This window comes from Patescibacteria group bacterium, assembly GCA_026417895.1.
Classification (GTDB): Bacteria; Patescibacteriota; Patescibacteriia; order UBA2591; family CALHIP01; genus CALHIP01.
Genome location: JAOACJ010000001.1, coordinates 1 through 13,851 on the forward strand (window position 1 = coordinate 1; position 13,851 = coordinate 13,851).

General features: G+C 33.3%; 13 protein-coding genes and 1 tRNA gene. 8 read left to right on the forward strand and 6 right to left on the reverse strand.

Translation table 11 applies throughout. The features are described 5' to 3' along the window. From trmD to tyrS, 4 genes are all read right to left on the reverse strand, one after another. A partial coding sequence (gene trmD, locus N2259_00005) for a tRNA (guanosine(37)-N1)-methyltransferase TrmD (protein MCX7778631.1) occupies positions 1–689 on the reverse strand: 689 nt, incomplete at its 3' end. Positions 690–768: 79 nt separating this feature from the next. Next, positions 769–1,080, reverse strand: a complete 312-nt coding sequence (locus N2259_00010) for a KH domain-containing protein (protein ID MCX7778632.1) — start codon at positions 1,078–1,080, stop codon at positions 769–771. Between the two features lie 200 nt (positions 1,081–1,280). Continuing rightward, positions 1,281–1,622 carry a 30S ribosomal protein S16 gene (rpsP, locus tag N2259_00015; protein ID MCX7778633.1) on the reverse strand — a complete coding sequence of 114 codons (342 nt, stop codon included), beginning with the start codon at positions 1,620–1,622 and terminating at the stop codon, positions 1,281–1,283. 41 nt (positions 1,623–1,663) lie between these two features. Further along, positions 1,664–2,863: a tyrosine--tRNA ligase gene (gene tyrS, locus N2259_00020; GenBank protein ID MCX7778634.1), complete on the reverse strand. Its 1,200-nt coding sequence runs from the start codon at positions 2,861–2,863 to the stop codon at positions 1,664–1,666. A 104-nt stretch (positions 2,864–2,967) separates the two neighbouring features. Between tyrS and N2259_00025 the strand changes: the two genes are divergently transcribed. The 5 genes from N2259_00025 to N2259_00045 all read left to right on the forward strand — a co-directional run bounded on the left by N2259_00025 (position 2,968) and on the right by N2259_00045 (position 7,929). After that, complete coding sequence (locus N2259_00025; GenBank protein MCX7778635.1) at positions 2,968–3,132, forward strand: hypothetical protein; 165 nt, start codon at positions 2,968–2,970, stop codon at positions 3,130–3,132. Between the two features lie 61 nt (positions 3,133–3,193). Beyond that, positions 3,194–4,093 (forward strand): ROK family protein, encoded by a 900-nt coding sequence (locus N2259_00030; GenBank protein MCX7778636.1) that lies wholly within the window; start codon positions 3,194–3,196, stop codon positions 4,091–4,093. After that, positions 4,077–6,908 carry a PBP1A family penicillin-binding protein gene (locus N2259_00035; protein MCX7778637.1) on the forward strand — a complete coding sequence of 944 codons (2,832 nt, stop codon included), beginning with the start codon at positions 4,077–4,079 and terminating at the stop codon, positions 6,906–6,908. Before N2259_00030 ends, N2259_00035 begins: the two co-directional genes overlap by 17 nt. Beyond that, positions 6,905–7,195, forward strand: coding sequence for a DUF721 domain-containing protein (locus N2259_00040; GenBank protein MCX7778638.1), 291 nt, complete (start codon positions 6,905–6,907; stop codon positions 7,193–7,195). Before N2259_00035 ends, N2259_00040 begins: the two co-directional genes overlap by 4 nt. Positions 7,196–7,239: 44 nt before the next feature. After that, positions 7,240–7,929: a PD-(D/E)XK nuclease family protein gene (locus N2259_00045; protein ID MCX7778639.1), complete on the forward strand. Its 690-nt coding sequence runs from the start codon at positions 7,240–7,242 to the stop codon at positions 7,927–7,929. Positions 7,930–8,321: 392 nt separating this feature from the next. On the opposite strand, the gene N2259_00050 is transcribed toward N2259_00045, so the two are convergent. Both N2259_00050 and N2259_00055 read right to left on the reverse strand, forming a co-directional pair. Then, positions 8,322–9,128 (reverse strand): radical SAM protein, encoded by an 807-nt coding sequence (locus tag N2259_00050; GenBank protein ID MCX7778640.1) that lies wholly within the window; start codon positions 9,126–9,128, stop codon positions 8,322–8,324. A gap of 288 nt (positions 9,129–9,416) precedes the next feature. Continuing rightward, positions 9,417–9,488, reverse strand: a tRNA-Glu gene (locus tag N2259_00055). 166 nt (positions 9,489–9,654) lie between these two features. On the opposite strand from N2259_00055, the gene tsaD reads away from it, so the two are divergent. From tsaD to N2259_00070, 3 genes are read left to right on the forward strand one after another with little or no spacing between them, the layout of a single operon-like run. After that, a complete protein-coding gene (tsaD, locus tag N2259_00060; GenBank protein MCX7778641.1) occupies positions 9,655–10,758 on the forward strand; it encodes a tRNA (adenosine(37)-N6)-threonylcarbamoyltransferase complex transferase subunit TsaD in 1,104 nt (367 codons plus the stop codon). A 40-nt stretch (positions 10,759–10,798) separates the two neighbouring features. Then, the gene (tsaE, locus tag N2259_00065) at positions 10,799–11,284 is read left to right on the forward strand and encodes a tRNA (adenosine(37)-N6)-threonylcarbamoyltransferase complex ATPase subunit type 1 TsaE (GenBank protein MCX7778642.1); all 486 of its coding nucleotides are present in this window, start codon (positions 10,799–10,801) and stop codon (positions 11,282–11,284) included. Then, entirely contained in the window at positions 11,247–13,718 is a 2,472-nt protein-coding gene (locus N2259_00070; protein ID MCX7778643.1) for a valine--tRNA ligase, read from the forward strand. Before tsaE ends, N2259_00070 begins: the two co-directional genes overlap by 38 nt. Positions 13,719–13,851 lie beyond the last annotated feature (133 nt).

Genomic DNA, 13,851 nt, shown 5'->3' on the forward strand with positions numbered 1-13,851 from the left:
ATTTTTAATTTCTCTCGCCACTCTTTTATTTTCTGATGATTTCCTGATAACAACACTTTTGGCACTTTCAGGACTTTTATTCTACCAAATTTATCTTTAATTGTCAAGATGGCTGGCCGAGTATATTGAGGATATTCACGAAGAATTTTCAATTTTAAATTTTTAATTTTTAAATCAGTTTCTTCAACTAATGACTCGGCCTTGATCACGCCAGGAATAAGTCTTGTGACTGCATCAACGATGACCATGGCTGGTAATTCACCGCCGGTTAAAATATAAGGGCCAACCGAGATTTTTTCGTCAACCAATTTTTCCACTCGAGCATCAACACCTTCGTAATGACCACAAATTAAGATTAGACGCTTTAATTTTGAATATCTTTGTGCTATTTTTTGGTTAAATTGTTTTCCTTGCGGCGTCAATAAAATAATTTTGTAATTTGTACTTTGTAATTTAGGCCTTTTTAAAATTGAAGAAATCGCTTTATATATTGGTTCAACCTTGAGTATCATTCCTGGTCCACCCCCATAAGGCTTATCATCAACAGTTCGATGTTTATCGGAAGCGAAGTTACGTAAATTATGAATTATAATTTTAATTAACTTTTTCTTTTGGGCGCGCTTGAGAATGGAAGTATTAAAATACTGCTCAAAGACATTAGGAAAAAGAGTGAGAATATCAAATTGCATAACTCGATTTTAATTTTTTTAAAAAAATTGTCAAAAACAAAAACCGGTTGCCAAAGACAACCGATTTTTGTTTTAAATTTTAGAGTTTTAAGTCTTCGGTGGAAGTAGAGGTGCTTGCTTTTGCACGTTGTGTTGAGCCAGCCGGTTCTTCGATTTTTAAATTTACCCGGGCGTTGTTTTTTCGACCAACAATCCGGAGTAAATTTCTAATCGCCCGCGCCGTCTCGCCTCGTCGGCCAATAACCTGACCCATGTCTGCCGGATTGATTTTGAGAGTTAATAAAACTCCCATTTCATCAATGGAGCGGGTCACGGAAACATCTTCCGGGTGGCTGACTAAGGCTTTAACAACTACTTCCAAAAATTCCTGATCTTTTGCTTTTGCAGCCATATTAATCTCTACAGGATACTTTGGAAGAAAAATTCCTCAGTATCTTTACTTATCAAATCAAACCAGTCTTTCGACCTTTCTTTTCTTGTTCTCGGATTTTCCGAGTTTTCGGACTTTCCGAGATTCTTTCAGACTGGAATTAAAAGATTTAAAATAATTCATTCTATCAAAAAAAATTCTAGCAAAGACAATAGGAAATGTCAAGTGGTTGTTTTGTTTTCTGATTCTATTTCTCCGACTGATTTATTTGGTATCGTTGATTGCTCTTCTTTAGTTTTCTTCTGAAAAATTAGTTTAATTTTTGGTTTAGTAATAATTTTTTCTTTGACTAATAAGTTGTGAACTGTCACTGTTGGCTGAGCTCCTTTCTCTAACCAATACTTTATTCTTTCAGTTTTTAACCCAACTCTTTTTGTTCGTGGATGATAAAAACCAAGATCTTCCTTAAACACTCCTTGAGGATCTTTTTTATTATCAACAGCAATTAAACGATAGCTTGGTTGTTTCTTTTTACCGCGACGAGAAAGTTTTAATTTTAACATAGTTACTACGAAATTAATAGTCAGTTTACCAATATACAAATTTATTCAATGATGTCAAGTTTAATAAATCTCCTTTTGCCTACTTTAATAATTGTACATCTTTTAATTTGAATATTTTTTTGCCAATCTTTTTCTACTTGACCATTAATTTTAACCGCCCCTTGTTCAACTAATCTTCTAGCCTCAGATTTGCTTGAGACTAACTTTGTTTCAACCAATAAATCAATTAATTTCAACTTCTTAACTTTTAATTTATAAGTTGGCACTTCGCTGGGCAATTTTTTTTCACGGAAAATTCGATTAAATTCTTTTTCGGCTTTTTGAGCAGCTTCTGCTCCGTGATACATTTTCACAATTTCTTTAGCTAATTTAGCCTTAAAATCTCGAGGATTCGAACCCCTTTTTATTTCTTCAGCAATTTCGTTAATTTCTCTGAGTGGCCGTCTAGTACAAAGAGTAAAATATTTAATTATCAATTCGTCACGCATGGACATGATTTTCCCAAACTGTTCATTAGGTGGATCTAAAAGATTAATGATATTTTTTCGCGTTTTACTCATTTTTTCGCCATCTAAACCTTCTAACATTTGGAGGGTCATAATTTCTTGCGGTTTTTGACCATAAAATTTTTGAATTTCTCGACCAGCTTTTAGATTAAAAAGTTGATCCGTTCCACCAATTTCCAAATCAGCTTTAACAGCCACCGAATCATAGCCTTGCATTAAAGGATATAAAAATTCTCTTAAACTAATTTCTTCACCTCTTTGATACCGCTCACGAAAACCTCGCCGAGTTAACATTTGTCTGACGGTAAAAATTTCGGCGAGCCGAGAAATATCCTGAAAATTGAGTTTTGATAGCCATTCTGAGTTATAATGCCATTCAACTTTATCAATCTCTAAAATTTTACCTACCTGTGGCTGATAATTTTTCACATTTTTTCTTACTTCTTCAAAAGACAAAAAAGGTCTTTTTTGCAACTTGTCCGAAGGATCGCCAATTTGGGCCGTAAAATCACCTAAAATGAAAATAATCTGATGACCAAGTTCTTGAAAATCTCTGAGCTTCAAAAGAGCAACACTATTACCCAAATGAAGATATGGTGTCGTTGGATCGATGCCTAATTTAACTCTTAATTTCTCGCCGGCTAAGAGTCTCTTCTTAAGACTTTCTTGATCAATAATTTCTTCCACACCGCGAAGAAGAATTTCTTTAATTTTTTCTTTTTCTCTTAAGGTCATGTGAAAGTTGCAAATTATTGAAAGAATTTGCGCAGCTATTATAACATACAAATCATAAGTTGACAAATATTGAAAAAAAATCAATTTAGGCTAAAATAAAAAATATGGCTTATAAAATTAAATCTTTTACTGGTTATAACAGCGATGATTTAGAAAATAAAATAAATCACTGGCTAGCAAAAAATGAGAAAATAGAGATTGTTGAGATTAGTCAAGGTCAAAATTCAGAAGGCGAGATGGTTATTTTTGTTTTTTATCAAGAGAAATAATTTTTAATTCGTCATTATTTAATGACTATACTAATAACTAATAAACAATAAACCAATAACCATGATTTTAGCTTTTGACATTGGAGGAACAAAAATTGCCGTTGGTTTGGTTGAAGGAGATAAAATTTTAAATTATCAAAAAATTCTTTGGTCAAAACCGTTAACCAAAGAAAAATTTCTAAAAAAAATCATCACCATCATTCAAGATTATAAATCAAAAATTAAAAATTGCACCGCTGTTGCTCTGGGGGTGGCTGGTCAAGTAAATTTTAAAGAGGGTAGCGTTGTTTTATCGCCCAATCTTTCAAAAAAGAGAGAAAAAATTTTCCTCAAAAAAATTTTAGAGCAAAAATTCAAATGGCCGATTTTTGTTGATAATGATGCTAACTGTTTTACTTTAGGGGAAGCGGTTTTTGGTCAAGGAAAAAATGAAAAATTTGTCATAGGTCTAACAGTCGGTACCGGTATCGGCGGTGGTATAGTGATTGATAAGAAGATTTTAAGAGGCAAAGATGGCTTTACAGGTGAATTTGGTCATCAATTGATAGAAATTGGCGGTCGTCATTGTCTTTGCGGTCAAAGAGGTTGTTTGGAAGCTTATGCTTCTGGTCGAGCTATGGCTGAGTTTTATTTTCAAATAACCGGTCAACAAAAAAATACTTTTCAGATTAAAAAAGAATTTGCTCAAAAAAAATCAAACGCAGTTTTTGTTGTCAATGAAACGGCCAGATGGCTAAAAATAGGTTTAGCAAATTTAATTAATATTTTAAACCCTGATCTAATTGTTTTGGGCGGCGGTATGGTTGGTTTTCAATCTTTTACCAAAATCGCTTTAAAAAATCTCAGACCCTGGTTATTGGTGCCAAAAGTAAAAACAAAAATTTTAATCTCTCAACTAAGAGAAAAAGCAGGTCTTCTCGGCGCCGCTTTATTAACTAATCATTATGATTTACTATCCTAAAAAAATCGGCTGGCACTCGAGAAAAATTCGTCGTTTTGAGCTGAGAAAATATCAAAAAAGAAAAAAGAAAAAATTTTTAAAAACTATTTTTCTGCTTTTTTTATTTCTTACTCTTTTAGTTGGTATTTTTCTCAGTCTCTTTTTTGTTTGGGTTTCTAAAGATCTTCCCGACCCAGATAAACTTTTGGCAAGAGAAATTTCTCAAAGCACCAAAATTTATGACCGAGAAGGTAAAACTGTACTTTATGAAATTTTTACCGAAGAAAGAAGAACCTTGGTTGAACTTTCCGAAATTCCAAAAAATCTTATCTGGGCAACGATTGCCGCCGAAGACCGCTATTTTTATGAACATAAAGGTTTTAATTTAAAAAGCATTGTCCGGGCTATTTTGATCAACTTACTAAAAGGCGGCAAAATTCAGGGCGGTTCAACCATTACTCAGCAGCTCATTAAAAATGCTATTTTAAGACCAGAAAAAACTTATGCCCGAAAAATTCGTGAATTAATTCTTGCTTATCAAATTGAGCGGAAATTTTCTAAGGAACAGATTTTAAAAATGTATTTTAACGAAATTCCTTACGGCTCCAATGCCTATGGAGCAGAAGCAGCTGCTCAGATTTATTTTGGTAAACCAGTTAAAGAATTGACGCTTGATGAATGTGCTTTATTAGCCGCTCTACCAAAAGCGCCTACCTATTATTCACCTTTTGGTCAACATCAGAAAGAACTGATTGGCCGCAAAAATTATATTTTAGAACAAATGCTGAATTTGGGTTTTAGTACTGAAGAAGAGGTTAGAGAAGCACAAAAAATCGAAACCTTGAAAAAGATTAAACCAAAAAAAGAAAGAATTATTGCTCCTCATTTTGTTATGTATGTTAAAGAACAACTAACAGAGAAATACGGCCATCGATTGGTTGAACAAGGTGGTTTAAGAGTAATAACGACCTTGGATTTAAAAAAACAAAAAATTGCCGAAGAGGCAATCAAAAAAAATGAAGAAAATTTAAAAAACTATCAAGCCACCAACGCGGCTTTAGTTGCTATTGATGTTAAAAGTGGCGAAATTTTAGCCCTAGTTGGTTCAAAAGATTACTTTAATAAAGAAATCGATGGTGCCGTTAATGTGGCACTTGCCCCCCGTCAACCCGGTTCTTCCTTTAAACCAGTTATCTATGCTAAAGCCTTTGAAAAAGGTTATACGCCAGAAACAATTTTATTTGATGTGGTGACGAATTTTGGTCCGGACGGTTCAGGTAAAGATTATATTCCAAAAAATTATGATGAAAAAGAAAGGGGGCCGGTGACAATGCGCCAGGCTTTGGCCGGTTCATTAAACATTCCGGCCGTGAAAACTCTTTATTTAACAGGATTAGATGAAGTCTTGGATCTAGCCGAAAGGATGGGGTATACGACTCTAAAAGATCGTTCCCGCTTTGGTTTAGCCATTGTTTTGGGTGGGGCCGAGGTTAAACTTTTGGAACACACTGCTGCCTTTAGTATTTTTGCTCGTGAAGGATTAAAAATTCCAATCTCGTCTATTTTAAAAGTTGAAGACTCAAAAGGGAGAATTTTAGAAGAAAAACCAGAGATTACTCCAGAAAAAATTTTTGAACAACAAATTGCTCGTCAAATCAATAGTATTCTTTCTGATAATAAAGCCAGAGCCTTTATTTTTGGTGAAAGGAATTATTTAACTTTACCAGACCGACCAGCGGCGGCAAAAACCGGGACGACGCAGAATTGGCGTGATGCTTGGACTTTAGGCTATACACCTTCATTGGCTGCTGGTGTTTGGGTTGGCAATAGTCGTGGTGAAGAAATGAAAAAAGGGGCTGATGGTTCAAAACTAGCGGCGCCAATCTGGCAATATTTTATGAGCGAATCTTTAAAAAATACTGAAATTGAGAATTTTAATCCACCTCAGCCAGAAGCAGTTGATAAACCAATTTTACGTGGCGAACTGCCAGAAAGTATAACTTTAAAAATTGATCGTTTTTCTGGTAAACTGGCTACACCCTTTACTCCTGCTTCAGCGGTGATAGAAAAAAAATTTCGTGCCTATCATTCAATTTTACATTATCTTGATAAAGATAATCCACGCGGGCCTCAGCCAGAAAATCCTGAAAAAGATCCTATGTATCGACGCTGGGAGGAGGGAATTAGGAATTGGGCAAAAAGACAGGGTCTAAGCTTTGAATTGCCGCCCACCGAATACGATGATGTTCATACACCCTGGTTTCAACCAAAAGTGACCATTATTTCGCCACAAAATAATGAGACAATTAATAATTATCTCTTAACTTTAAAGATTGAGGCACAAGCGCCACGGGGAGTAAGAAGAATCGAGGTCTTACTTGATGGTAAAATCAGCGAGACTATTTATTCACCACCTTATGTTCTTTATCTGAACCTGTCTGGCTTTTCTTTAGGACAACATAAAATTATCGTTCGGGCTTATGATGATGTTGAGAATTGTGGTGAGGGGCAAATTAATATTTATCTTAGCCAAACCTTCTCGCCAAAAATTATTTGGCTCCTACCTCAAAACAACCAGACTATTTATAGCGAACAATTTCCTTTTACCCTTTCTCTTCTTTTACCGGAAGTTCGTTTGAAAGAAATAAAAATTTATCTTCAAAAAATTGGTCAAGAAAGAAATTTGATTGCTCAAGTTTCTAATTTTCCAACTCGTCGTTTAAATATTACTTGGTATGATCCTTTGCTCAATGGTCAATGTCTTCTTTTTTTAGAAGCAATTGATGAAAATAACCAAGTTATAGAAAGTGAAACTCTTAACCTTACTATTTTATGAAAAAAATCAGTTCTTTACTTTTCAATGCTCTTCGTCGGGCCGGAATTGAAAAAGAGGTTTTAGCTACTTTAGTGATTGAAGAGTTTAAGAAAATTTTAGTCAAAAAATTTGGTAAAAAAATTTTAAAGCAGGTTAAAATTTTACATTTGAAAAATCAAATTTTAAGCCTTTCGGTTTTAAGTTCAGTCATTGCCCAAGAAATTAAACTAAATGAAGAAAAATTTCTCAAAAAAATTAACCAAAAATTTGGTCAAAAATTAGTTAAAACCATCCGTTTCTTTTCTTAAAATTGAAGAATTTTTAAATTTGAAAAATATTTTTGTAAAAAATTATGATTCCTCAAGATCAAATTATCTATCTTTCGCCTTCAAAATTAAGCCTTTTTCAAGAATGTCCACTTTGTTTTTGGCTTTCTGAAGTAAAAGGTATCCATCGGCCAGAAGGACCAAAATCAACCTTGCCACGGGGTCTGGACCTTTTGATTAAAAAGTATTTCGATAAATATCGAGCTCAAAATAAATTACCGCCTGAAATTGAGGGTAAAGTGCAGGGTAAATTAATCAGTGATCAAGTCATTCTTCAACAATGGCGTTCAAATTTTAAAAACAGCCAGCCAAGATATTTTGATCAGGAACTTAAAGCAGTTCTTTTTGGTGCCCTAGACGAATGTTTAGTTGATGGTCAATATTATATTCCCGTTGATTATAAAACCTATGGTTTTGATTTGAAAGAAAACTCTCTGTTTTATTATCAAACTCAACTTGATTGTTATACTTTATTACTAGAAGCAAGTGGTTATAAACATCTTTCTTTTGGTTATCTAATTTATTATATTCCCGAAGAAGTTGAAGAAAATGGTTTGGTAAAATTTAGAGTTGAACCTAAAAAATTAAAAACCGACCCTCAACGAGCCAGAGAAATTTTTCGTCGAGCAGTTCAGCTCCTTCGTCGTCTTCAACCTGAATCTCATAGTCAATGTCAATTTTGTTCCTGGGGTAACGACTTTATTAATCTTACATAGTCTTACATACATCAAACATACATCAAAATGAAGATAATTTTGTAAAAAAATTAAGCTTATTATCTGTTTTAATGTGTTAACACAATAAGACCAGATTTTCTTTTGACTACAATGATTCTAACTAAATACTTTTTAATAACTAAATACTTTTTAAGAAAAATAAATCTATTTCTCCCTTGAAACCTTCCCTCCCTTGAAACTTTCCTTACCTTGCCTTTTACCCTCCTTATCTAATCCTTAATTAACGTGTTAACACATTGTAATGAAAATTATATTCCGATGAAATGTTAAGAATAAGAAGCGAGAAAATAGAAAATATTTCACTGTCTCACAAAATGTTCGTCAAGGAACATTTTAGAAATTTTCTTTTAAATAAAGGAAAAATTGGCGACCTAGAAACAAATTTTGATTGGCGTTTCGAAATATTTGGCCAAAAATTTAATTTCTTCTCTTAATTGATTTTCATAGTCTTTTCTGTTGGCAAAGAAAATTTTTTTATAATCATTTAGCAAAGAGGGATAATGAATTTTTAATGTTTTCTCTAATCCCTGCCAATTTTCCTTTTTAGTATTTAAAGTATCAAACCAGATTTGGTCAACCTTGTCTTTTAAAATCTCAAAAAGTTGCTTCAGGTTAGTAAAGTGCGGTAAAATTGGGCCAACAAAAACATAAGTTTTTAGGCCGACTTTTTTTATTTTTTTTAAAGCATCCATTCTTCTTTCAAGAGAAGGGGCACCAGGTTCTAAGATCATTCCTGCTCGCTGATCTAAAGTGATGATCGTAAAACCAATTTTTAATCGATGACGAAATCGTTTCATTAAATCTAAATCACGGAGAATCAAATCAGACTTAGTGAGAATTTCAGCCGACCATTCATTTTTAAGTAGTACTTCTAAACAATGCCGGGTTAATTGATATTGTCTTTCTAGAGGATTATAAGGATCTGTTATCGTAGAAAAGAAAACATCGTCTTTTAAATTTCTGTATTTTCCAAGAATTTCCCTTTCCAAAACCTCCGGGGCATTCAATTTAATCTCTAAAAATTCACCCCATTTTTCTTGTCGACCAATAGTTTTCAGAAAATGTTGATTGTAACAATAAACACAACCATGAGGGCAACCAAGATATGGATTAAGTGTGTAACCGCCAAGCTTTGAACGGTTTAAAATTGACTTTGCTTGCCGAAAACGAATTTGCATATGTCTTAATCACTTTATCATTATCATGTTACCATATTAATCAATCTTATTATTAACCATTTTATCACCTTTTATTCAACCCACCAAACCTGCTTAACGTATTAACACATTAATGTGTTAATATGTTATTGGGTAAATGATAAAAAAGATAGGTTTGTTGATTATTAAAAATAAACCTGTGATCATTAATTTTGGTTATTGGTTTAATTTTATGGACTTTTGGTTTTTTGCGACAAATTTTTGAATTTATTTTAAATTCCTAATGTGTTAATTATTTAAAAGAAATTATGCCGCCAAGGGGAATCGAACCCCTGTTAGCAGATTGAAAGCCTGCTGTCCTAGCCACTAGACGATGGCGGCTGAGAAAAAATATAAACTTTAAAAATAAACCATGATCGACAAAATAATTTTAAATATTTTTTTCTATTTGTCAAATAGGAAAACAAATTCTTAATGTGTTAACACGATAGAAGATAGAAAAAATAATCATTTTATAGTAAAATAGAGAAATCAATTATAAATTTTTATGAAGAAAAAGTCTATTACTATTTTGGGTATTGAAACAAGTTGTGACGAAACAGCGGCTAGTTTATTGAAAGCTGAAAATGGTCAATTGAAAATTATCAGCAATATTGTTGCTAGTCAAATTAAAGTTCACACTCGATATGGTGGCATCGTACCAGAAGTAGCGGCGCGAAAGCATGCAGAAAAAATTATTTTTGTTTTACGAAAGGCGCTCAAATTTAAAATTTTCAATCTAAAACCTATCGATGCCATCGGTGTAACGGTTGGTCCCGGTTTAATTACCTCTTTATTAGTTGGGGTGGAGGCCGCTCGAACCTTAGCCTTTCTCTTTAAAAAGCCATTAATTCCTCTTAATCATCTGCTTGGTCATATTTATGCTAACTTTATCGACCTAAATCCCAAATTCTACCTTCTTAATCCTCAAAAATTATTTCCGGCTGTATGTTTAGTTGTTTCTGGTGGTCATACAGAACTGATTTTAATGAGAGGTTTTGAAAAATTCCAGAAAATCGGTCAAACCTTAGACGATGCGGCCGGTGAATGTTTTGATAAGGTGGCAAAAATTTTAGGCTTAGGTTATCCAGGTGGACCAGCTATTGCCCGCGAAGCGGCTAAGCTTCAAAACAAATTCAAAATTCAAAATACAGAATTCAAGATTGAATTGCCCCGACCAATGATTAATTCTAGTGACTTTAACTTTAGTTTTTCCGGCTTAAAAACAGCTGTTCTTTATAAGATTAAAGATTTAAAGTTAAAAGTTAAAGATTTATTGTTGTTACCACTTCTTTGTACTGAAGTTCAACAAGCAATTATTGATGTTTTAACGACTAAAACAATAAGAGCGATCAAAGTATTTAAAGCTAAAAGTGTTATTCTTGGCGGCGGTGTGACAGCTAATAATGAATTGCGGAAACAAATTAAATTAAAGATTAAAAATTTAAAATTAAAAACTAACCTTTTAATCCCGGCGAAAAATTTATGCACTGACAACGCAGCAATGATGGCGGCGGCTGGCTATTTTAAATTAAAAAAAACACCTCAATCCTGGTGGTTAAAAAAATTTGATTGGCGAAAAATAAAAGTTGATCCGAATTTAGAAATTTAGGTATAAACTAATGATTATTTTATAATGATTACGAATTTTTATGATCTATCAGTATCTTTCTCAATCAGAAAAAGAGACAGAAAAAATTGCTTTTCAATTGACAAAAAAATTGAAAGGTGGTGAAGTTATTGGTTTAACTGGTCAATTAGGAGCCGGCAAAACGGTTTTTGTTAAAGGCCTAGCCAATAGCCTCGGGATTAAAAAGGCTATAACCAGTCCTTCTTTTATCTTGATGAAAGTCTATCAAATTAAAAATTGTAAATTAAAAATTAAAACTTTTATCCATATTGATGTTTATCGACTTAAATCAGTGCAAGATTTAATAGAAATTGGTGTTTTTGATTGGCTGGGGAAAAAAGAGACGGTTGCTGTTATTGAATGGGCGGATCGAGTGAAAAAAATCTTGCCTAAAAAAACAATTCAGATTAAAATTAATCTTGGTAAGAAAGAAAATGAAAGGATGATAAAAATAAAAATTCCAAATCATTATGGAACCAACTTACAAAGCAAAAAAATACGAAAATAGGGTTTATCAACTTTGGCAAAAGTCAGGTTTTTTTAATCCGGACAAACTACCGGGGATAAGAAAGAGAACTTATACAATTGTTATTCCACCACCTAACGTTACTGGTTCCTTGCACCTTGGTCATGCTTTGAATAATACTATTCAGGACATTTTAATTAGATTTTACCGAATGAACGGTTACCGTACATTATGGCTACCTGGTACTGATCATGCTGGTATTGCTACCCAAAACGTTGTAGAAAAAGAATTAAAGAAAGAGGGTCTAACCCGTCATCAATTAGGTCGAACAAAATTTGTCGCCCGTGTTTGGCAGTGGGTGAGGAAATATGGCAATTTGATTATTAATCAACTTAAAAAACTTGGCTGTTCTTGTGATTGGTCACGAAAGAGATTTACTTTAGATAGGGCCTATACTAAGGCTGTAAGAGAGGCTTTTGTCCATTATTATAAAAAGGGGTTAATCTATCGTGGACCAAGAATTGTTAATTGGTGCCCGAGGTGTACGACCGCCATCTCTGATATTGAAGTAAAATATCAAGAAGTGAAGGGCAAGTTGTGGTACATCAAATATCCCTTGAAAAATTCTAAATTTGAAACCTCAAACACCGACCCTATTCAAAATTCACAATTCAACACTCAAAATTATATTACCGTGGCGACAACTAGGCCAGAAACAATGTTGGGCGATACAGCCGTGGCTGTTAACCCAAACGATGAAAGATATCAAAAATTAATTGGAAAAACAGTCATTTTACCTTTAATCAACCGTGAAATTCCTATCATTACTCATCGTTTAGTTGACTCTCAATTTGGAACGGGGGCGGTAAAAATTACCCCAGCCCATGATGCAACTGACTGGCAAATTGGTCGAGAAAAAAAATTAGCTATAATTAACGTCATTGGTCCGGAGGGTAAAATGACGGAAGAGGCTGGTAAATATGCCGGTCTAACAATTTTAGAGGCCAGAGAAAGAATTCTTGATGAGCTGAGGAGACTAGATTTAATTGAAAAAGAAGAGGAATATTGGCATAATTTAGCTCTTTGTGATCGCTGTGGCACCCCAATCGAACCACAAATTTCAATTCAATGGTTCTTAAAAATGAAAAAAATATCTCAGCCAGCTATTAAAGCAGTGGAGCGGAAAAAGATAAAAATTATTCCTGAAAGATATAAAAAAATCTATTTGGACTGGTTAGGGCGCGTTGAAGACTGGTGTCTTTCTCGTCAATTATGGTGGGGGCACCAACTTCCAGTTTGGTATTGTCAAACTGGAAGAATTTCCAATTTCCAACCTCCAATTTCCAAACAAATGCTAAATTCCAAATTCAAGATGTCTGATTCCTTTATTGTTGCTAATAAAAAACCAAAGAGATGTCCGATTTGTCGTAAGTGTGAAATGAAACCATCAGAGGATGTTTTAGATACTTGGTTTTCATCAGCCTTATGGCCATTTGCCACGCTTGGCTGGCCAAAAAAAACCAAAGATCTGAAAAATTACTATCCGACTAATTTTCTTTCTACAGCTCAAGAAATCCTTTATTTGTGGGTGGCAAGAATGATTTTTTCTTCTTTAGAATTTACTAAAAAAATTCCCTTTAAAGATGTCTATATTCATCCGACAGTTTTGGCTATAACCGGGAAAAGAATGAGTAAATCTTTGGGTACTGGTATTGATCCTTTAGAAATTGGTGAAAAATATGGTTTTGATAGTGTGCGCTTTGGTCTAATTTATCAAATTAACCGTGATCAACAAGCTTTTAAATTTGATGAAAGGGCTATCTTGGCGGCCAGAAATTTTATTAATAAATTATGGAACATCAGTCGCTTCACACAAATTCAAATTTCAAAACTCAAATTTCAAAACTATAATCTAAAATTAAATCTTAAACTGATAACCTTAGCAGACAAATGGATTTTAAGTCGATTAAATTCGATAATTGATTCAGTGACTAAGAAAATTAAAAATTATGAATTAGGCGAAGCAGAACGAGAGCTTTATGATTTTATTTGGCATGAATTGGCTGATTGGTATTTAGAAATAGCGAAGATACAAAATACAAACGAAAGATTACAAAGAAACACTGTCTTTATTCTTCATCATTCTTTAATAATTATTCTAAAATTATTACACCCCTTTATTCCTTTTGTCACAGAGGTCGTTTATCAGCGTATCAAAATTCAAAATTCAAAATTCAAAATTCAAAATTTATTGATAGTTGAAGATTGGCCAAAGGTAGACAAAAAATTGATCAATCAAGGGGCTGAAAAGGATTTTGAAAAAATAAAAAATCTTGTCATTGAGATTCGTAACTGGCGAGCGAAAGAAAAAACCCCACCTCAAGAAATTAGAGAATACAAAATAAAAAAACCAGAAAAAATTTTAACTGAAAATCGGGCCGTTGTTGAAGCTTTAACTAAGGTAAAATTAATTTAAGAAAAACAAGATGAAAAACCTCACTGCTTACAGCGATTGTTGTATCTGATGAATCTATTTACTATACTTAATGTGTTAATACATTAATTGGATTTTTTAAGTCACAGTCAGCAAGACAATGGACTGGAAAAAA